Source organism: Helicobacter sp. MIT 21-1697, assembly GCF_026241255.1.
In the GTDB taxonomy this organism is placed as follows: domain Bacteria; phylum Campylobacterota; class Campylobacteria; order Campylobacterales; family Helicobacteraceae; genus Helicobacter_C.
Map to the genome: position 1 here is coordinate 1 of NZ_JAPHNC010000008.1, position 18,632 is coordinate 18,632.

An 18,632-nucleotide genomic window follows, 5' to 3' on the forward strand; every position below is an offset into this window, starting at 1 on the left:
GTTTTCAAGAACATCATCATCTTTACTGCCTAATTGAGCTCCTACAATACCAGAACCAGAATTAAAACTATCCCAAGCATAACCTACACTAAGATAAAGTGGGATATTTTGAGTGAGGAGATTGACCCCAGCACTTATGCGCAAATCATCCATTACAAATGTATCGTTTTTAGCCCCATCTCTTTTAGTCTTACCCAAACCAATATCAAGTCCAAATTGGAGCAAAATTCTTTCATTGGCATAGGTATCCATACCCCATAGGGCAAGGTAACCACCTGTATTGGTAATGTCTTTTTCCCCGCTTGGCTGTTGGAGGCTATATATGCCACCTAAGCCAATTCTTGCTATATGATAATCATCTGCAAATGCACATACTGCACCAAAGAGAGAAAAGCTTAAGAATATTTTGCGTAAATATTTCATTGCTCACCTCTCGGATATTACCATTTAAACCATTTTTTAATTTTTTTGCCAATATCATATACCTGATAAGCTGTGTATCCTACTTTTATAGCAGTAAGGATAACTCCCTCACCCTCTGTCTCTGCCATTTCCTCATCACTCAAGGCTTCTACATTAATGTTATTAATGTTTTGTGCTTGAGTGTTAAAGAGAAACTCTTTATCAGCTTTTGATAAAGCTACATTTTGCACACTCTTTTTGTGAGTAGATTCAACTGCACATAGCGGACTTAAACTGATTCCAAGGCATAAAGCCAATGTTATGATGTGTTTTTTCATAACCAAATCCTTTATTGTGAATTTGTCCTTAAACTTCAAAATATTCTTTCAAAGCTTAAGGACATTTCACATTCTATAAAACAAAGTTTAAAGTTTTATTAAATTATTGAAAAAATAATTTTTGTAATATTGAGAAGTCGGATAAATATATAAATATTATGAAGATTCTAAAAAAAGAAAGCATTATAAATTTCCCTAAGGCATTATAGAATCTCATAAAATGTTACGATTTAACCCAATAAGTTTTCAAGGCTTATGCCGCATTCAAGCATAAAAGCGTAGTCTCTGCGCGGAGGCAGAGTAGAGGTTGTCGCGTTATGATAAGCAATGGCATTAAGTCGCACATATATATCACTCTTTTTATGGTAAGTCTCCCCTCGTTTAAAGCGCATACCTAGAAAAGTATCAACGCGATAGCTTCTGTCAATATGGCTTGTTTCTCTCTCAAAGCCTTTATTGACGCTTTCATTGATGTAGTCTCGCAGGATATTTGCGCCCATTCCCACTCCCACCTCTAGCACTATGCTATCACTTATGTTTGCATAATAAGCCATAGCAGGACCTATGAAGAGTTGGCTTACATTGAGGCTTGTATCGTTGTATTCGCCGATTCCATATCGTTCCCACTGCGCTTGAATATAAACAAAAAGCGGATTTTCGCCACCGAGTTTTACACCAATGTGTGGGGTTATGGCAGTGAAAAGAGAGGTATCATTTTGGTTATATGTGTTTAAATCTGTTGTGGGTGTCAAGGTAGGGCTTACTTGTCCTATGATTACGCCCCCTGCGATATAAAAGATTCCCTTGTGGTAGGCAGCATATCCGGAGAGATATACGCCTGTGTTGTAGGTTTTGCTGTGATGTGCCCCCAATCCCACTCGTATATCCTCGCAATGTGTGCTATAACAAGTATAGGCACAAACATTGCAAAGCATAAGGGCAAGAGCAAGGACTATCCGCATAGACTATAATTTTACCTCTACTTTCCAATCTTTGCATTTACGCTTTGCTGCACACAGCGGACTCAAGGCTAAGCCTAAGTGTGAAATGAGAATCAAACTTGTCTTTTTCATTGAAGATTCCTTGATTGAGTTAAGGATTAATGTTATTTACTCTGCTCAAGTTACAAACCCTTAAAACCTATCTCAAGCATAGCTACGAAGTTATGAGAAGCAGGAAATTGCTGCACATTTTGATAAAGAGCTTTTTGCAAGTTTTGATATTTGCCCCTAAGTCTTGCATAAAAGCCTGTATTATCTGATATATTGCGCGTAAATCCTATGCTCGCATTGATTTCATCACTATAATTATTGACTTTTGACTTAATATCATTGACAACATACTGCCCAGAACCCACCCAAGCATAACCAAGTGAATAATCAAGCTGTGTAAGAGGACTTATTGCCATAGCACCCTCTAGCTCACCACCAAGCAAAATAAGGCTTCTATCAATACCATTATGAGAAGCAATATTACCATTATGGTCATCTGCTTCAATCACGAGATTAACAAAAAGTGGTGTGCTTTTAGTAGCGATATTTGCACCAATTTTTACATAGGCATCAAAGATAAAAAGTGGAGCTTTGGATTCTATAAAAGGGATACTACTGCTTTGCGTTAAGCCTCCACCTATACGCCCACCCATAGCAAATTGAAACCTTTGATAATACACACTTTTGCCCTCTAATGAAATATATGCACCATAGCTTGAAATATCTGCACTGCCAAAGTCATAATACGCTCCACCTATACCAAAATGCCCAAGCCAACATTTACTCTCTTGGCATTGCGCAGCATTGGCATAGGAGGCAAAAAATAAGCAAAATAAAGCAAGAATTTTTTTATAAAACATTTGAGCTCCTTTGAAGATTATGATTTGAGTATGAAATTTGTAATGTATAAATATTTAAAGTTGAGCAGGTGCTATATACACCTGCCAAAAAGTTTATTTCCACCAGCCGTTATTGTGCCCTACATCATATAGCCAATTTCCGCCAGCAATAACTACACCTACTATTTCCCAAAACTCACCTTGCGTATTTTTCATTTCCTCATCACTCAAAGCTTCTACATTAAGATTCTTTGTATTTGCTTGAGTGTTAAAGAGAAACTCTGTATCGGCTTTTGATAAAGCTACATTTTGCACACTCTTGTTTTGAGCAGATTCAACTGCACATAATGGGCTTAAACCCAAAGATAAACATAAAATTAAAGTTAAACTTGTTTTGTTCATAATGAACTCCTTTTAAAAATAAATTTATGATTAATGACTTTACTTTGGCTTTATTCAAGCTTAAAGTAAAGTCGCAAATATTTTATAAAATGAATATTTAAAAATTTATTAAATCAAGAAATATGAATATAGAACTAATTTCAATTTGTAACACTCATTTATGTATTACATTATACACAATCATATCACATCACATTCCTACAAAGGCTTCACCCGCTACATTGAACACAACTAAAATGCCTAGTAAGCCCATAAAGGCATAGAAATATGTGTGTTCATTTTTGACTTTCATCACCTTAAAGCACAGAAAACATACAAAAATCGCATAGAGCGCAAGGCTTAGCAGCACCCAAATATGTATGCCTAAAGAAGTAAAGACAAAGCTGATATTCACAAAAGGTGATTGCAAAGACATACCCCACAAAATCACTGCTATGCCACACACATAGCCAAGTAATACAGCCCAAAACTCATATTTATGTAAATATTTAAAACAAAAAAGGAGATAATTCACACAGAGCATAATCAAGAAAAAGAGCCATATACATAGTTGTTCTACAATGAATGTCATTTGGTACAACCTCATACTGATTTTTATGATATGTTAAGATTCTATAAACACAAAGAAATATAAAACTTTCTAAAGCATTATAGAATCTTATCTGCTATGCTTGTGCAGCGTGTGCCTTTTTGGCATTGCTAAGCATTAGCTTAATACGATTTTCTTGATTGACTTTTGTCGCACTCGGGTCATAATCAATAGAGACGATGTTGCTTTGAGGATTGCGCTCTTTGATAGTTTTCATCATACCGCGCCCTACGATGTGATTAGGGAGGCAGCCAAAAGGTTGGGTGCAGACGATATTTTCTACACCTTGCTCAATAAGCTCAAGCATTTCAGCAGTAAGCAACCACCCCTCACCCATATTCATACCTTGAGATACATAACCTTGCGCTACTTTTTTTGTGTGTTTAAACGCAGTAGGCGCTCTAAAGACGCCGTGCTTTTGAATGGCTTTAATCGTATCAATTTGCTTGCTCGCAAAAAACCAATACACTATGCGATAAATGAGCGCTTGCATCAGTGTGCCACCATACATTTTGCCATCTACAATCGTATCATTGATACAATACAAACAAAAATCCATAAAGCCCGGAATCACAACTTCGCAATCTTCTGCCAAAAGGAAATCTTCAAGGTTATTATTCCCAAGTGGAGAAAATTTGATATAAATCTCGCCCACAATGCCCACGCGCACCTTTTGCTTCGTCTCTCTAGGGATAGAGGCGAAATCATCAAGGATAAGTTTCATATCTTTTTTGAGCACACTATATTTTCTTAAGCCCTCGTTTGTGCCCTCACTCGTAATGCGGCGCACCCATTTATCTACCATCGCGTCAGTATCACCTTTGTTTTTCTCATAAGGGCGACATTGATTAGCAATGTGCATTATCAAATCCCCATAAACAATGGCGTTAAGGAGATTTTGCAACATCGGACGCGTAACGCTAAAGCCTTGATCAGATTCTAATCCGCTAAAATTAAGAGAGATAACAGGAATATTCCCAAATCCTGCTTTGTTCAGAGCCTTTCGCAAAAGATAAATATAATTACTCGCGCGACAACCTCCGCCTGTTTGTGTTATCAGCAGAGCGACTTTTTGCAAATCCCATTTGCCACTTTTAAGCGCGTCAATCATCTGCCCAATTACAAGCAAAGCAGGATAACAAGTGTCATTATGCACATTGCGTAAGCCCTCATCTACAACGCCTTTGCCATCATTATGCAAAAGCTCGGCATTATAGCCGTGTAAGCGTAAGATATTGACAAGCAATTCAAAATGCACAGGTAACATCATCGGCACAAGAATCGTATGCGTTTGCTTCATTTCTGCGGTAAAAGGCACGCGTTTAAGTTCGCGTTTATTTTCTGGCTTGATAATCAATGATTGAGAATCTGGCATTTGCCAAGAATTGATATTTGGTGTCATTTTTTGCGTCATAGGATTCCTTTCTAAATAAATTTAAGCATTTTCAAGTATTGGAGCTGATTGCATCAAATTTTTTGCATTTTTTTGCGCTTGTTTTTCTTCCATTGCTCCAAGCAGAGAGCGGATTCTGATTTTTACTGCACCTAGATTGCTGATTTCATCAATTTTAAGTTGTGTGTAGAATTTCCCGTGAGATTCTAAAATCTCGCGCACTTCATCTGTGGTAATAGAATCTATCCCGCAGCCAAAGCTTACAAGCTGCACAAGCTCAAGATTCTCATCAGCACTCACAAAGGCTGCTGCGTTATAAAGTCGTGAATGATAACTCCATTGATTAAGGATATGCAGCTCTCCTGCATCTGCTAAATGCCCTACACTATCTTCACTTAGCACGACAAGCCCTAAAGAATTAATGAGCTTATCAATGCCGTGATTGATTTCTGGGTCAATATGATAAGGACGCCCACATAGCACGATAGCCTTGAGTTTGTTTGCTCGTGCGTAGGCTAAAGCCTTTTCGCCTTGTAGTTTTACATCACTTAACCATTCATCGCGCACTTCATAGGCTTTTTCTACGGCTTTGAGGAATGATTTTTTATCTGCGCCTAATTCTTTTTTGAAAAATTCAAATCCTTTTTTTCTAAAATCATCTTTTTTGTGCAAACCAAAATATGGATAAAAAAAGCTCACTTCGCGTAATTTATCAACATTTGCATTAAGCAGCTCTGGGTAATAAGCTACCACAGGGCAGTTATAATTATTTGTGCTTGAATCTTTATGTTTTTCATCACCTGCGAAACTATAACTCATACAAGGATAAAAGATTTTATCCACTCCTTTTTTAAGGAGATTCTCAATATGTCCGTGCAGGAGCTTCGCAGGATAGCACACCGTGTCGCTTGGGATACTATATTGCCCTAAAGCAAAGGTTTTGCGTGTGGTAACATCAGAGACTACCACCTCATAGCCTAGCTCACTAAGCAATGTATGCCAAAAAGGCAGATTCTCATACATATTAAGCCCTAAAGGAATACCGATTTTTCCCTTTGTGAGGCGGGATTTGTCCATATTTTCATACGCACATAGCGATTTAATTTTATTGAGTTTATAATCATACAGATTAGGCAAAAAGAGGAGTTTTTTAAAGCCTAGTGGTTTATCACAGCGATTGCCTGATATGAATTTTTTGCCCTCGCCAAAGCGATTAATGGTTAAATGGCAGTTATTTCCGCAGATTTTACATACACTTGCAGTTGCAGTGTGTTTGAAGGTGGCTAGTTCTTCTTGCTTCATCGTGTTTGAATGTCCTAAGTTTAAGTCTTTTGCATATAACGCTGCACCAAAAGCCCCCATAAGTCCGCTGATTTTAGGGCGAATAACCTCTCTGCCAATTTCTTTTTCAAAGCTTCTAAGCACCGCATTGTTAAGGAATGTGCCACCTTGCACAACAATTTGCTTACCTAAATCATCTGCATCTCGGGCGCGTATGACTTTATAAATCGCATTTTTCACGACACTCATAGAAAGCCCAGCACTAATATCCTCAATACTTGCACCCTCTTTTTGTGCTTCTTTAACCGAGCTATTCATAAACACAGTGCAGCGACTTCCAAGTTCCACAGGTTGCTTGGATTCTAAGCCGAGCTTTGAAAAGGTTTGTATATCATATCCCATAGATTTTGCAAAGGTTTCAATAAAGCTTCCACAGCCAGAGCTACACGCTTCATTAAGCATTATAGAATCTATGGTTTGGTTTTTGATATAAAAGCATTTCATATCCTGTCCGCCAATATCAATGATGAAATCTACTTTGGGATTGAAGTATTTAGCAGCTTTAAGATGTGCCATTGTCTCTACAAGTCCAGCATCTAAAGTAAAAGCAGCTTTTATAAGCTCTTCGCCATAGCCTGTAACTGCACTTCCTTTGATATTGATTTTATCGCCAAAATGTTCATAAATAAAGCTAAGTTGCGTTGATATGACTTCTACGGGATTGCCTTTGTTGGAATTGTAATACTGATACACAATGGCATTGTGGCTATCAAGCATAACAAGCTTAGTTGTAGTGCTTCCGCAATCTATGCCGATATACACATCAATTTTTTGATGATTATTTGCCCTATAAGCTTGTTCAATGTCTATTTCTTCCACACTTGCGCTTTCGTGCCGCGCGATAAAGTCATTGTAATCAGATTCTGAAGCAAAAAGCGGCTCAAGGTATTTATTGCTTGAAGCGGTGTTTTTGCTTTCTTCAAGTGTAGCAATGAGTGATTCACAAGTGTAAGTTTTTGTCAATTCGCGTGCTTGGAGTGAGACACCAATCGCTACTGCATATTGGGCAAAATCAGGGAAAATGGCGTGTTCTTTATCAAGTTTTAAAGTTTTTGCAAATCGCTCTTGTAAGCCTTTGTAGTAAAAGAGTGGTCCTCCAAGAAAGAGAATCTTCCCCTCAATCTTGCGTCCTTGCGCCAAGCCCGTAATGGTTTGATCTACCACAGCCTGAAAAATACTCGCAGTAATATCTTCTTTATTCACGCCTTGATTAAGGAGCGGCTGCACATCAGTTTTGGCAAATACGCCACAACGAGATGCTATGGGATAGAGTTTTTGGCATTTGAGTGAAATCTCATCAAATTCTTCGGGTGTAATCGCAAGTAGAGTTACCATTTGGTCAATAAACGCACCTGTTCCACCAGCACAAGAGCCATTCATACGCTCTTCAGTCCCGCCTGTGAGGAATATAATTTTTGCATCTTCTCCGCCAAGCTCAATAACTGCATCGGCATCTGGCACAAGATGACGCACTGCACCAGCTGTGGCAAATACTTCTTGCACGAAATCAATCCCTGTAACTTTGCAAATACCAAATCCAGCAGAGCCTGAAATGGCGACTTTAAATTCTCTATCGCCAATAATTTGTGCAATTTTATGCACGATTTGTATAGCTTTTTCGCGCACTTTTGAATAATGTCGTTCATATACTTGAAAAATGATGTTATCTTCGTCCATAAGAGCAACTTTTGCTGTGGTGCTTCCAATATCAATCCCTAGTGTTAAACTCATAAAAACCCCTTAAATAAAATAACAAAATTCAGGCATAAAATAATATTGTATCAAAAAAAAGAAAAAGGATGCATTAGCAACAACAAATTTTTAATGTATTATTATGAATCTGTATCCACATTGGCGAGTCTATACCAATATGTTTTTTGCATTTATAGCATTCAAGATTGGCAACTTGCAAAGCAATCATTTCTTTTTGTCGCAAGGTGGGATTTGCTTCTAAAAGTTCTAAATATTGATTCTTAAAAATATATACACTTAAGGTGCTATCAATGATTTGTCCTTCTCTCATTTGGCTTAAAATATCACTACATAATGGGCAGAGTTCAAGTGGATAGTCATTATATAGTCCCACTTCGCTTATTCCTTGTTTGATACTCAAGCTAAAAGCATTGTGTTTTGCAATCTTGGCGGCGTAATGACGATGAGTGAGCGTGTGGTGCTTATTTACTGCGTTAAAGTCGTTTTGAATCTCACTGCATTGACAAAAATGCAGACGAGGCAAACCTTTTGTTTGAGATTGTTTATAACTAATGCGCTTTTCATACAAAAATACAGGCATAAGCACCCCATCGCCTAATAGAACATATATAAAATAATGCCCAAAGATTAAATCTAGTGATGAGACACTAATACCATCACTATGGAGCATATCAAAAAGTGTATCTTTGATAATGTCTTTTTGTGTGTCTTGGAGAGATTGAAAAGTTTTAGGCAATAACATTTGTGCTGCCATTTTCACCACATTGACTTTCTATAATATCACATAAAATATGAATAACTAAAATGTGCAATTCTTGGATTCTAGGCGTGTCATTATCTGGCATAATAAGATTAATATCACAAAGTGTGTTTAATTTGCCCCCATCTCGCCCACTAAGTCCGATAACAGAGCAGCCCATATCGCGTGCTATTTGTGCGGCTTTAAGCACATTATGAGAATTGCCACTTGTGGAGATACCAAAGAATACATCGCCCTTTTGTGCAAGAGATTCTACTTGTCGTGAAAATATATGTTCAAAGCCGTAGTCATTGCCAATGGCTGTAAGCGCGGAAGTATCTACACTTAAAGCAATACCTGCTAAACCTTTTCGTTCTCTTTTATAACGTCCTGTAAGTTCGGCAGCAAAGTGTTGTGCGTCAGCTGCACTGCCACCATTGCCACAAATGAGAATCTTGCCCCCATTTTTAAGAGACCCAATAAGAATATTTGCTGCTTTTTGTATTGCAGGGGTGAGAGTAAAAACCTTTTGTGCGCTTTGTAGATGAGCGTTAAATTCGGATTCTATGAATGTTTGCATACTTTGCTCCTTTGGATAGATTCTATAATATTTGAAGTAGAATGCCCTTCAATAAAATCAATAAGCACCACTTCTTTAGCATATTCGCTTCCAACAACTTCTTTATTGTGATAATCGCCACCCTTAACAAGCACATCGGGTTGAATAGCCTTAATGAGTTCTAAAGGTGTGTCTTGGCAAAAGCTCACCACATAATCTACGCATTCTAAGCCAGCAAGCATAAGGGCGCGATTATTTAAAGTGTTGATGGGGCGCTCTTTTCCTTTAAGTCGCTTTATAGAATCATCATCATTTAATCCCACAATCAAAATATCACCTAAATCCCGTGCTTTGTTAAGATAGTTTAAATGCCCTATATGCAAAATATCAAAGCAGCCATTTGTAAAAATGATTTTGCTTTGCTGTAAATCTTTAAGTAATTCAAATAAGCTTTCTTGGGAGATGATTTTAGATTCTATATGTTGTTGTAAGTTAGAGGGTTGTGTATGGGCGTATTGTAAAATCTCGCTATGGGTAGCTACTGCGCTTCCGACTTTTCCTACTACAACTGCTGCTGCGACATTGGCAAACTCACACGCTTGAAAAATATCACAACCACTACTTAGGGCAAAGCTAAGTGCCGCAATCACCGTGTCTCCTGCACCTGTAACATCATACACTTCTTTTGCACGAGTAGGGATAATATGTATTTGATTATCATCAAATATAGCAATTCCATCTTCACTAAGTGTAATGAGTGAGATATCAAGCTGACATTGATTTTTAAGTGCCATTCCTGCTTTGATAAGCGAATCTTTATCGCAAATAGTAATACCTGTGGCAAGTTCAGCTTCTTTTTTGTTAGGCGTGAGGAGTGTAGCACCTGTGTATTTGCTATAATCTTTGCCTTTAGGGTCGCAAAGCACAGGTTTAGATTTGCTTTTTGCATAATCAATGACAAAACGCGTGAGTTCATTATTTAATAATCCCTTGCCATAATCAGAAATAATGATACAATCCACTTCATTAAGCACTGCATAGAGGTTGTCTATAATTTTGCTGTGAAGATGAATATCTATGGGCATTTTACTCTCTCTATCTACGCGTAAGACTTGTTGATTAGCGATGATAATACGCGTTTTTTTAGTCGTAGGACGCGAAGTATCTACAAAAAGATAAGAAATATCCACCCCCATAGATTCTAATGTCTCGCCAAGCCATATTCCTGCATCATCATTGCCTACAACGCCACATACAAAGACTTGTGCGTTCAAGGCAACGAGATTATGTACAACATTGCACGCTCCGCCTAGACGATTATTTTCATTTTTGACATCTACCACTTGCACAGGTGCTTCAGGTGAGATACGCTCACAGCTTCCCCATACATAATGGTCTATCATTAAATCACCAATAACAAGGATTCTAGGACTTTTAGATTCTAAACCAAACATTGCTCTTTATCCTTAAATTACATTTTTGGATTTTCGCGTTCAAAGATTGCTTTAATTTCTTTAAGATATGATTTTATACCTTCTTCAAGGTTAAAACGTGGCATATAAGAGAGATGTTCTTTTGTAGAAGTAATATCAGCTTGTGTATGGGTTTGGAAAAACGCATAGGGATTGTCAAAATATTCTACTTCAAAGTCCCCAACTCCTGTTTTAAGGCATTCAATAATATCATTAAAACTTCTTGCTTCACCGCTACCGACATTATAAATGCCACTTTGCATAGATTCTATGGCTTTGATATTTGCCTGAATCACATCTTTGATATAGACAAAATCTCGTTTTTGTTCGCCATATTTAAAGAGCCTCACTTTTTTGTGTTTAAGTGCTTGGAGTCCAAGTTGCAAAATCATTGAGGCAGTTTTGCCTTTATAAAATTCCCTCTCTCCATATACATTGAAATATCTTAGCCCAATAATGGGATAACTTGGATTTGAAGCAAGAATCCTCCTCACACTTTCGTCCATACAGAGTTTGGAATATCCATAAATATTTTCAGGCACTTCGCCACTTCCCACATTATTAGGTGCGGGAGAATTACCATAAGTTCCAGCTGATGAAGCATAGATAACCATAGCTTGAGATTGAGTGGCTATATCAAGTAAGCGCAAGAATGATTCGTGATTGGTTTTCATCACAAGTTCTTGATTAAGCACTGTGGTGTCAGAAATGGCAGCTTGATGAAAGATAATATCAAAATCATAAGATTTGAGCTTTTGCAAATCACTCGGATTGTTAATATCACCAACAATTACTTTGTCTTTAAAGCCAATAAGATTCTTAAAATGCCCAAGTGTTGTTGGGTTACCACTAGGGAAAGTCTCATCGTTGCGAAATTTATCAAATACATAGACTTGAGCAAGCGGGTGATGTTTTTGAAAATAAAAGGCGAGATTGCTCCCAATGAATCCAGCCCCACCTGTAATGAGTATTTTTTTCTCTGCAAGGTCATCATAAATGTATTTCATTCTTGCTCCTTAAAAGTGAGATTCCTTATTATACTATGGAGTTGATGTAAAGTTGCAATCTTTTGCACATTTTTCAACGAATTATCATTGACTTGTGTATCTGCTAGTAAAAATTTCCCATTAATGTTTGCACTTTGCGCACATTGCATATCTGTGATTTTATCGCCTACAAAAAATGAATGTGCTAAATCAATATCAAAATCCTTGCAAGCTGCTTGAATCATACCTATTTTGGGCTTACGACAATCACAATTTTCACTTGGTAAATGAGGGCAATAATAGATTCTATCAAAACCAAAGCCAAGCTGTGCTTTGAGTTGCTCTTGCATAGAGCAATGAAGTGTATTCAAATCAGATTCACTATAAAAGCCTCGCGCAATGCCAGATTGGTTGGTAATAACTAGCAAGAGGTAATGTTGTGCTTTAAGCGTCTCTAGCAATCCAAAAAGCCCATCGCAAAAGATAAAATCTTCAATTTTATAGACATAACCATTGTCTTGATTGATTACTCCATCTCTATCAAAAAACGCACATTTTTGCATACACTCTCCTTTAAAGTTATAGAGTATTTATAGCAAATTTTATTTATTTTTTGTCAGCATTTTATATATTTTGCGCAAAAACTTTTTACATTTTTCACTCCATTTTTTCTCAAGTCTGCTATGGAGAGAAGCATATCCACAAGCATACATTGCAAAGAGTTCGGGAATCACAAGATGTTGAGGGTTTGAGGTTGGTTTGAAACCTTGTTGTGTAAGCAAATGTGCTTTACTTTTATGAATATATAAAAATATATTTTGACGATACCAGCTTTCTATTTTTTGATTTTCCCATAATGGGTGTCGTAGAATATCAAAACATAAAAAATCATATTGCATAAAAAGTGTTGCCCAATATGATGGGGGTTGTTCATTGATATGATGATAGCCGCCTTGAAAAGGGATTGCCGCAGAGAAAAGCACAATATCAGAGAGTGAAGTGAGGAGAGTGATAAAATTTTGTGCGTCTTTTTCTTGCAGATGTTCAGCTACTTCAAGAGATTGCGCAAGGCAAAAAGGCTTATTATCCCCCCCCCCCGTTCAATGCTTTATAAGAAAGATTTTTTATAAGTGTATGCGCATTTTGGGTTAAATCAACTTGTTGATAAGATTGTAAAGGAATTTGATAAAGATGCGAATCAACATTATTACCATCAATACCATAAATGCTAATGTCTGCATAGGATTCTTGCCATACTCTAAGCCAAGTGCCTACACCACAGCCTACATCAATAACAGAGTGAGGTTGAGGTAATAAAGTGTTAAGATAACCTAATATCTCTTGCGCTGAAGTGTAGCTTCCTTGCATTTGTTTTTCATAAAATGCATTATCATAAGTGATTTGAGTAGCCGACATTGCGTTTCCTTCGTTCAAAGATATAAGAGAATGCGGAGATTATAGCATAATTTCATAAAGTCAAATATTTTGTGATAAATCAAGCGCTTATAAACCCTAAAGCCCTCAAAGCTTTATATATTTCATAGCAGCCAAAGCCTACCATACCCAATCCTCCAAGTCGTAAGAATAATATGCGCTTATGTTGTATTTTTGCGCTTATAAGTCCTAGCGCAAATAATGCAGGTGCAGCAGCTATGCCAAAAAGACACATTATGATTGCGCCATTGATACCATTGCCTGAAACAGCAGCGGTGAGCAAGAAATAATAGACTATGCCACAAGGGAGCAGTCCATTACACAAACCAAGCGCATAAAGCCGCCATACTGAACCTTTTGTGAGCAAAAAACGCATTATTTTGCTCAGTGATTTAAAAGGAAGCGGTGTATGGAAAAAGTGCGTAATTTTAGGCAACCACGCTATTGCTATGCCAAAAATAATAAGAAATGCGCCTACAATAAGCATTATTATATATTTTATTTCATTATTGGGTGCAGCAATATAACCTAGGCTTCCAGCTAAGAATCCAAGTATGGCATAAGTCGTAGTTTTGCCACAATGATAGAGCAAATGATAGGGTATTTGAGCGATGAATGAGGAGAGAAAGGTTTGTGGTTTTTGCAAAGCGTGTGAAGTTGTGGTTGCTTGGGAATCTTGTGTGGGCACATAAAGTGCGCTATATGCTAATACTATACCGCCACACATACCTATGCAATGTCCAAATGAGGCAAAAAAAGCAATGCTCAAAAGGCTTATAATTTCTATATGTTCCATAATGATTTAGAAAAAGAGTGAATTAACACTCTCATTATGGCAGATTCTGCGTATGACTTCGGCAAAAAGTGGCGCGACACTTAAAACTTTAATTTTTGGGTGTGCCACGCGCAGAGGAATAGAGTTTGTTACCACAACTTCATCAAGCGCACTTTTGGCAATCCTCTCAAATGCAGGACCACTAAGCACAGGGTGTGTGCCTAGCGCAATGACACTACTTGCACCACGAGATTTGAGCACATCAGCGGCTTTGCACATTGTCCCTGCAGTATCAATCATATCATCTATGAGAATCACATCTTTACCATCAACATCGCCGATGATATTCATCACCTCACTTTCATTTGCTCTCTCGCGCTTTTTATCTACAATAACTAAATCCATTCCGATTTTATTGGCAAAATGGCGAGCTCTCGCCACACCTCCAATATCAGGTGAAGCAACAATGGGGTTTTTAAAAGACTTAGCTCTTAAATAATCACGAAAAACGATAGAACCATAGAGATTATCCACAGGTATATCAAAAAATCCTTGAATCTGCTCTGCGTGTAAATCCATTGTAACCACGCGATGAATCCCGCTTTGCTCTATGAGGTTTGCTACAAGCTTAGCACTAATTGGCACGCGTGGAACAACTTTTCTATCTTGTCTTGCATAGCCAAAATATGGAATCACCGCATTAATATTCTTTGCACCACTGCGCTTGAGCGCATCGGTCATAATAAGAAGTTCCATTAAATGATCATTAGCTGGAGCACAAGTGGGCTGAATAATGAAAATATCTTTACCCCGCACAGATTCTCCAATTTGCACATTAATCTCACCATCACTAAAGCGGTTGATTGTTGTTTTAGAAAGGGAAATATCAAGGCATTTGGCAACTTCATTGCTAAAGAGTGTATGGGCTGAACCACTAAAGATTTTGAAACCTCGCATAAACAATAGCCTTTAAAAAGTAAAGTTAAATGTTTTGTATTATAGATAATGTCATTTTATATTTGGCTTATTTGGTTTGAAATATCTTTATTTTCTTCTATGGAGCATTCTAAAAAAAGTTGTGTTTGCTCTTGAGTTAAAAGCTTGGCGTTAATATGTGTATCAAGATTAATAAGCATTTCACTTCGCGCCCTATCGCGGATAAATTGATTACTTTGGACAATGATACAAGGCGCATTTAAAATAGCCTCATTGAAATTGTGGATTCTATATACTTGTATGATTTCATTGGGTTCTTTGCTTTCATCACTTAATTCTTCAAGTGTGAGTTTAAAGCGTTTGGGAGCGATTCTATTATAGAGATTTGAACCTTTATTGCTAGAATAATAAAAAAGAATATTTTTACCTTGATTATAAATTTGTGTCATACTCTTATTGGAGCGAAGTGTGCGCATATCAAACATTGATTGTTGTTGATTAAGAAATGCTTTAAGAGCTTTAGAGCGAGGCAAAAGGGCGTAAGATTCACCATAAAGTGCGATATTTGCATCATTTTCTTTAAGTATAAAGACTACGCCCTCATTGACATAGACTTCTTCAAATTTTGATTTTGTTTGAGATTGAGAGTCGGATTTGGTATTTTCTGTTTGAGCAAGTGTCTTAGAGGACTGATTTTCTAAGGATATATGTGTTTTAGCACAGCCTATGATAAGTGTGCTTAGTCCAAAATATATGCAGTAGATAGTCAGATGTAGAGATTCTCTCATTTGTTTCCTTCATTATCAATCTGAATCTAGTTTATGTAAATATCGTTAGAAAAATATTTTATTAAAGAATTATAAAAAGCCTTTAAAATCCAACTTTAATCCAACTTTGGCTAAGATGAATGACAAAATATTTTATGCAATAGAGAATCCAAAATGAAAACAATCGCAATTTTAGGCAAACCCAATGTCGGCAAAAGCTCCCTTTTTAATCGGCTCATCAAGGAGCATTTGGCTATCACTTCAGATGTGAGTGGCACAACGCGCGATGTGAAAAAGGCACATTTTGCTATAAGCGGCGTGAGAGTGGAGCTACTTGATACAGGCGGGATTGACAAAGCAGAGGGCTTATTTGCTAAAGTATCTCAAAACTCCCTCAAAGCAGGGCAAGAGGCGGATTTAGTGTTATATATGGTTGATGGGAATCTCATACCTCAAGATGATGATATTGCTTATTTTAGAGCGATTCAAAAAACCAAAAAACCGCTCGTGCTTGTTATCAATAAAGTTGATAATGATAAAATCAAAGCGCGTGCGTGGGATTTTGCTTGTTTTGGTGCGGAGCAGATGTGCTTTATCTCCGTGCATCATAATCGCGGGTTAAGCATTTTGCTAGAAGTGATTTTTGAATGCCTTGCCCTTGCCAAAGAGCAAAGTTTAAGTGAAAATCTCCGAATGCAAATGGGTGAAGATGAACTTGATGAGAGTTTGGAAGAGTTTTTGGGTATTTTAGAATCTCAACCAAAGCAAAGTGATGAAAGTATCGCTGTTGGGATTATCGGGCGTGTAAATGTCGGCAAAAGCTCTATTTTAAATGCACTTTTGGGTAAAGAAAGAAGCGTAGTAAGTGAGGTGGCAGGGACGACTATTGATCCGGTAGATGATGAAATGGACATAGAGGGCAAAAGAGTGAGATTTGTAGATACGGCAGGGATTAGACGCGCGAGTAAGATTTGGGGCATTGAAAAATTCGCCCTTATGCGCACAAACAAAGCTCTTGCTCAAAGCCACATCGCGATTTTAGTCCTTGATGCGAGCGAGAGTTTTGTTGAGCTAGATGAAAAAATCAGCTCTCTTATCCCTAAACACGCTTTGGGTGTGATTGTTGTGCTCAATAAATGGGATAAAAAACATAAGGAATACAAAGAGGTTATCAAAGAATTTAAGCATAGATTCCCTTTTCTTGCTTTCGCGCCTGTGATGACACTAAGTGCGCTTAATGGGCGAAATATTGATAAACTTAAAAAAGAGATTCTTAAAGTGTATGAGCGCTTTTGCTTTAGAATCCCCACAAGTGCTCTTAATGATGTCATCGCTCAAGCAGTGGCACATCATCATATCCCAAGTGAGCACGGCAAGATTGTTAAGATTTATTATGCTACGCAATATGCCACACACCCGCCGCAAATCACCCTTGTGAGCAATCGCCCAGAAAGTTTGCATTTTAGCTACAAGCGGTATTTGATAAATGCGTTGCGAGAGCAATTTGATTTTGAGGGTGTGCCCATTGTATTAAGCGTGAGAGGCAAAAATACTAAAGCAGATTCTATTGAACATAATGTAGAAATAACACAAGGCGAGAAAATGCAATATGATGAGGCACAATCTAAAAATATAGAATCTAAGTATGCAAAGCACACACAAAGTGGGAGAAAAACACCTAAGAGTGTATCCAAAGATTCTAAGTTGAATAAAAAGAGCAAAGACAGAGCTAAGCAAGAGGCAAGAACCACAAAAAGCAAGAATACGCGCTTTGTGTGAGTTTCATATTTATTTTATGCCGCAAAAATCTTTAATTGCTTCAACTTTATCAGTTCTCTCCCAAGAAAATTCGCTCAATTCTCGCCCGAAATGTCCATAAGCTGCAGTTTTGCGATAAATTGGGCGGAGTAAGTCTAAGGATTCTATAATCCCTTTTGGTGTGAGGCGGAATACCTTTTGCACACATTGCGTGAGCTTAGAATCTTCAACCTTTCCTGTGCCTTGTGTATCTACAAGAATTGAAACAGGCTCTACTACACCAATAGCATAGGCTACTTGCACAATGGCTTTATCGCATACTCCGCTTGCTACAAGATTCTTAGCGACATAACGCGCTGCATAAGCGGCACTTCTATCTACTTTGCTTGGATCTTTGCCACTGAATGCTCCCCCGCCGTGTGGGCAACTTCCACCATAAGTATCTACAATAATCTTACGCCCTGTTAAACCTGCATCGCCTTGTGGTCCGCCAATGACAAATTTGCCTGTGGGATTGACAAAATAGCGAATATTATCGTTTAAATATTCTTTTGGAAGCACTTTTTGCACGATTTCTTCAATCACAGCATCTTTCAAATGGCTTTGTTGCGTCTCTGGGCTATGTTGAGTAGAGATAACAATCGTATCAATGCTCACAGGTTTGCCATCTTCATAGCGCACTGTTACTTGTGATTTACCATCAGGGCGCAAAAAGGGCAATGTGCCGTCTTTTCTTTTTTGTGCTAAACCCTCTGTGAGGCGATGAGAGAGCCAAATGGGCAAAGGCATAAGCGAGGGCGTTTCTTTGCACGCATAGCCAAACATAAGCCCTTGGTCGCCTGCACCAATTTCGCCATCTTCTCTATCTACACCTTGATTAATATCTGGGCTTTGCTCACCAATGCCATTAAGCACCGCTGCAGAGCGATAATCAAAGCCATAAAGCGCGTCTGTGTAGCCGATTTCTTGCACTACTTTGCGTGCAATTTCTTGCATAGGCGCATATACACTTGTTTTGAGCTCACCTGCAATCACGCAAAAACCATTGCTCACAAGTGTTTCACACGCTACACGCGCGTTTTTATCACGCTCAATGATATAATCAAGCACAGCATCGCTGATTTGGTCAGCCATTTTATCTGGGTGTCCCTCGGTTACAGATTCTGAAGTGAAAAGAAACGATTTTTTCATAAACTC

General features: G+C 37.9%; 19 protein-coding genes and 1 pseudogene. 1 reads left to right on the top strand and 19 read right to left on the bottom strand.

What is annotated here, in order from left to right:
- The 18 genes and pseudogenes from OQH61_RS07665 to OQH61_RS07750 form a co-directional block, all read right to left on the bottom strand.
- Positions 1–423: pseudogene (locus OQH61_RS07665) on the bottom strand (hypothetical protein); the annotation flags it as partial.
- A 17-nt stretch (positions 424–440) separates the two neighbouring features.
- Positions 441–740 (bottom strand): hypothetical protein, encoded by a 300-nt coding sequence (locus tag OQH61_RS07670; RefSeq protein ID WP_266026822.1) that lies wholly within the window; start codon positions 738–740, stop codon positions 441–443.
- Between the two features lie 230 nt (positions 741–970).
- A complete protein-coding gene (locus tag OQH61_RS07675) occupies positions 971–1,702 on the bottom strand; it encodes a hypothetical protein (protein ID WP_266026823.1) in 732 nt (243 codons plus the stop codon).
- Positions 1,703–1,863: 161 nt separating this feature from the next.
- Entirely contained in the window at positions 1,864–2,592 is a 729-nt protein-coding gene (locus OQH61_RS07680) for a hypothetical protein (protein ID WP_266026824.1), read from the bottom strand.
- 93 nt (positions 2,593–2,685) lie between these two features.
- Positions 2,686–2,973 carry a hypothetical protein gene (locus tag OQH61_RS07685; protein WP_266026826.1) on the bottom strand — a complete coding sequence of 96 codons (288 nt, stop codon included), beginning with the start codon at positions 2,971–2,973 and terminating at the stop codon, positions 2,686–2,688.
- 190 nt (positions 2,974–3,163) lie between these two features.
- Entirely contained in the window at positions 3,164–3,544 is a 381-nt protein-coding gene (locus OQH61_RS07690; RefSeq protein WP_266026827.1) for a hypothetical protein, read from the bottom strand.
- A 94-nt stretch (positions 3,545–3,638) separates the two neighbouring features.
- A complete protein-coding gene (locus OQH61_RS07695) occupies positions 3,639–4,976 on the bottom strand; it encodes a 2-hydroxyacyl-CoA dehydratase (RefSeq protein ID WP_266026828.1) in 1,338 nt (445 codons plus the stop codon).
- 21 nt (positions 4,977–4,997) lie between these two features.
- Complete coding sequence (locus OQH61_RS07700; protein WP_266026829.1) at positions 4,998–8,027, bottom strand: acyl-CoA dehydratase activase; 3,030 nt, start codon at positions 8,025–8,027, stop codon at positions 4,998–5,000.
- A 73-nt stretch (positions 8,028–8,100) separates the two neighbouring features.
- Positions 8,101–8,763, bottom strand: coding sequence for a hypothetical protein (locus OQH61_RS07705; RefSeq protein WP_266026831.1), 663 nt, complete (start codon positions 8,761–8,763; stop codon positions 8,101–8,103).
- Positions 8,738–9,328: a D-sedoheptulose 7-phosphate isomerase gene (gene gmhA / locus OQH61_RS07710; protein WP_266026832.1), complete on the bottom strand. Its 591-nt coding sequence runs from the start codon at positions 9,326–9,328 to the stop codon at positions 8,738–8,740. The genes OQH61_RS07705 and gmhA overlap by 26 nt, the downstream gene beginning before the upstream one ends.
- The gene (rfaE1, locus tag OQH61_RS07715) at positions 9,313–10,761 is read right to left on the bottom strand and encodes a D-glycero-beta-D-manno-heptose-7-phosphate kinase (RefSeq protein ID WP_266026833.1); all 1,449 of its coding nucleotides are present in this window, start codon (positions 10,759–10,761) and stop codon (positions 9,313–9,315) included. The genes gmhA and rfaE1 overlap by 16 nt, the downstream gene beginning before the upstream one ends.
- Positions 10,762–10,778: 17 nt before the next feature.
- The gene (gene rfaD / locus OQH61_RS07720; protein ID WP_266026834.1) at positions 10,779–11,786 is read right to left on the bottom strand and encodes an ADP-glyceromanno-heptose 6-epimerase; all 1,008 of its coding nucleotides are present in this window, start codon (positions 11,784–11,786) and stop codon (positions 10,779–10,781) included.
- Positions 11,783–12,328, bottom strand: a complete 546-nt coding sequence (gene gmhB / locus OQH61_RS07725; protein WP_266026836.1) for a D-glycero-beta-D-manno-heptose 1,7-bisphosphate 7-phosphatase — start codon at positions 12,326–12,328, stop codon at positions 11,783–11,785. Before gmhB ends, rfaD begins: the two co-directional genes overlap by 4 nt.
- A 39-nt stretch (positions 12,329–12,367) precedes the next feature.
- Complete coding sequence (locus tag OQH61_RS07730) at positions 12,368–12,664, bottom strand: hypothetical protein (protein ID WP_266026837.1); 297 nt, start codon at positions 12,662–12,664, stop codon at positions 12,368–12,370.
- Positions 12,665–12,848: 184 nt separating this feature from the next.
- Positions 12,849–13,181 (bottom strand): methyltransferase domain-containing protein, encoded by a 333-nt coding sequence (locus tag OQH61_RS07735; protein ID WP_266026839.1) that lies wholly within the window; start codon positions 13,179–13,181, stop codon positions 12,849–12,851.
- Between the two features lie 79 nt (positions 13,182–13,260).
- Positions 13,261–13,995, bottom strand: coding sequence for a sulfite exporter TauE/SafE family protein (locus tag OQH61_RS07740; protein ID WP_266026841.1), 735 nt, complete (start codon positions 13,993–13,995; stop codon positions 13,261–13,263).
- A gap of 6 nt (positions 13,996–14,001) precedes the next feature.
- Positions 14,002–14,931, bottom strand: coding sequence for a ribose-phosphate pyrophosphokinase (locus OQH61_RS07745; protein ID WP_266026843.1), 930 nt, complete (start codon positions 14,929–14,931; stop codon positions 14,002–14,004).
- A 56-nt stretch (positions 14,932–14,987) separates the two neighbouring features.
- A complete protein-coding gene (locus OQH61_RS07750) occupies positions 14,988–15,698 on the bottom strand; it encodes a hypothetical protein (RefSeq protein ID WP_266026845.1) in 711 nt (236 codons plus the stop codon).
- 153 nt (positions 15,699–15,851) lie between these two features.
- Here OQH61_RS07750 and der point away from each other — a divergent pair, with 153 nt between their 5' ends.
- A complete protein-coding gene (gene der, locus OQH61_RS07755; protein ID WP_266026847.1) occupies positions 15,852–17,456 on the top strand; it encodes a ribosome biogenesis GTPase Der in 1,605 nt (534 codons plus the stop codon).
- Positions 17,457–17,465: 9 nt separating this feature from the next.
- On the opposite strand, the gene metK is transcribed toward der, so the two are convergent.
- Positions 17,466–18,626 carry a methionine adenosyltransferase gene (gene metK, locus OQH61_RS07760; RefSeq protein ID WP_266026849.1) on the bottom strand — a complete coding sequence of 387 codons (1,161 nt, stop codon included), beginning with the start codon at positions 18,624–18,626 and terminating at the stop codon, positions 17,466–17,468.
- Between the last annotated feature and the right edge of the window lie 6 nt (positions 18,627–18,632).

What these genes read in the sequence shown, in the direction of transcription:
- OQH61_RS07670 (WP_266026822.1), bottom strand. Translation starts at nt 740, where the DNA reads ATGAAAAAACACATCATAACATTGGCTTTATGCCTTGGAATCAGTTTA.
- OQH61_RS07675 (WP_266026823.1), bottom strand. Translation starts at nt 1,702, where the DNA reads ATGCGGATAGTCCTTGCTCTTGCCCTTATGCTTTGCAATGTTTGTGCC.
- OQH61_RS07680 (WP_266026824.1), bottom strand. Translation starts at nt 2,592, where the DNA reads ATGTTTTATAAAAAAATTCTTGCTTTATTTTGCTTATTTTTTGCCTCC.
- OQH61_RS07685 (WP_266026826.1), bottom strand. Translation starts at nt 2,973, where the DNA reads ATGAACAAAACAAGTTTAACTTTAATTTTATGTTTATCTTTGGGTTTA.
- OQH61_RS07690 (WP_266026827.1), bottom strand. Translation starts at nt 3,544, where the DNA reads ATGACATTCATTGTAGAACAACTATGTATATGGCTCTTTTTCTTGATT.
- OQH61_RS07695 (WP_266026828.1), bottom strand. Translation starts at nt 4,976, where the DNA reads ATGACGCAAAAAATGACACCAAATATCAATTCTTGGCAAATGCCAGAT.
- OQH61_RS07700 (WP_266026829.1), bottom strand. Translation starts at nt 8,027, where the DNA reads ATGAGTTTAACACTAGGGATTGATATTGGAAGCACCACAGCAAAAGTT.
- OQH61_RS07705 (WP_266026831.1), bottom strand. Translation starts at nt 8,763, where the DNA reads ATGGCAGCACAAATGTTATTGCCTAAAACTTTTCAATCTCTCCAAGAC.
- gmhA (WP_266026832.1), bottom strand. Translation starts at nt 9,328, where the DNA reads ATGCAAACATTCATAGAATCCGAATTTAACGCTCATCTACAAAGCGCA.
- rfaE1 (WP_266026833.1), bottom strand. Translation starts at nt 10,761, where the DNA reads ATGTTTGGTTTAGAATCTAAAAGTCCTAGAATCCTTGTTATTGGTGAT.
- rfaD (WP_266026834.1), bottom strand. Translation starts at nt 11,786, where the DNA reads ATGAAATACATTTATGATGACCTTGCAGAGAAAAAAATACTCATTACA.
- gmhB (WP_266026836.1), bottom strand. Translation starts at nt 12,328, where the DNA reads ATGCAAAAATGTGCGTTTTTTGATAGAGATGGAGTAATCAATCAAGAC.
- OQH61_RS07730 (WP_266026837.1), bottom strand. Translation starts at nt 12,664, where the DNA reads ATGCAATATGATTTTTTATGTTTTGATATTCTACGACACCCATTATGG.
- OQH61_RS07735 (WP_266026839.1), bottom strand. Translation starts at nt 13,181, where the DNA reads ATGTCGGCTACTCAAATCACTTATGATAATGCATTTTATGAAAAACAA.
- OQH61_RS07740 (WP_266026841.1), bottom strand. Translation starts at nt 13,995, where the DNA reads ATGGAACATATAGAAATTATAAGCCTTTTGAGCATTGCTTTTTTTGCC.
- OQH61_RS07745 (WP_266026843.1), bottom strand. Translation starts at nt 14,931, where the DNA reads ATGCGAGGTTTCAAAATCTTTAGTGGTTCAGCCCATACACTCTTTAGC.
- OQH61_RS07750 (WP_266026845.1), bottom strand. Translation starts at nt 15,698, where the DNA reads ATGAGAGAATCTCTACATCTGACTATCTACTGCATATATTTTGGACTA.
- der (WP_266026847.1), top strand. Translation starts at nt 15,852, where the DNA reads ATGAAAACAATCGCAATTTTAGGCAAACCCAATGTCGGCAAAAGCTCC.
- metK (WP_266026849.1), bottom strand. Translation starts at nt 18,626, where the DNA reads ATGAAAAAATCGTTTCTTTTCACTTCAGAATCTGTAACCGAGGGACAC.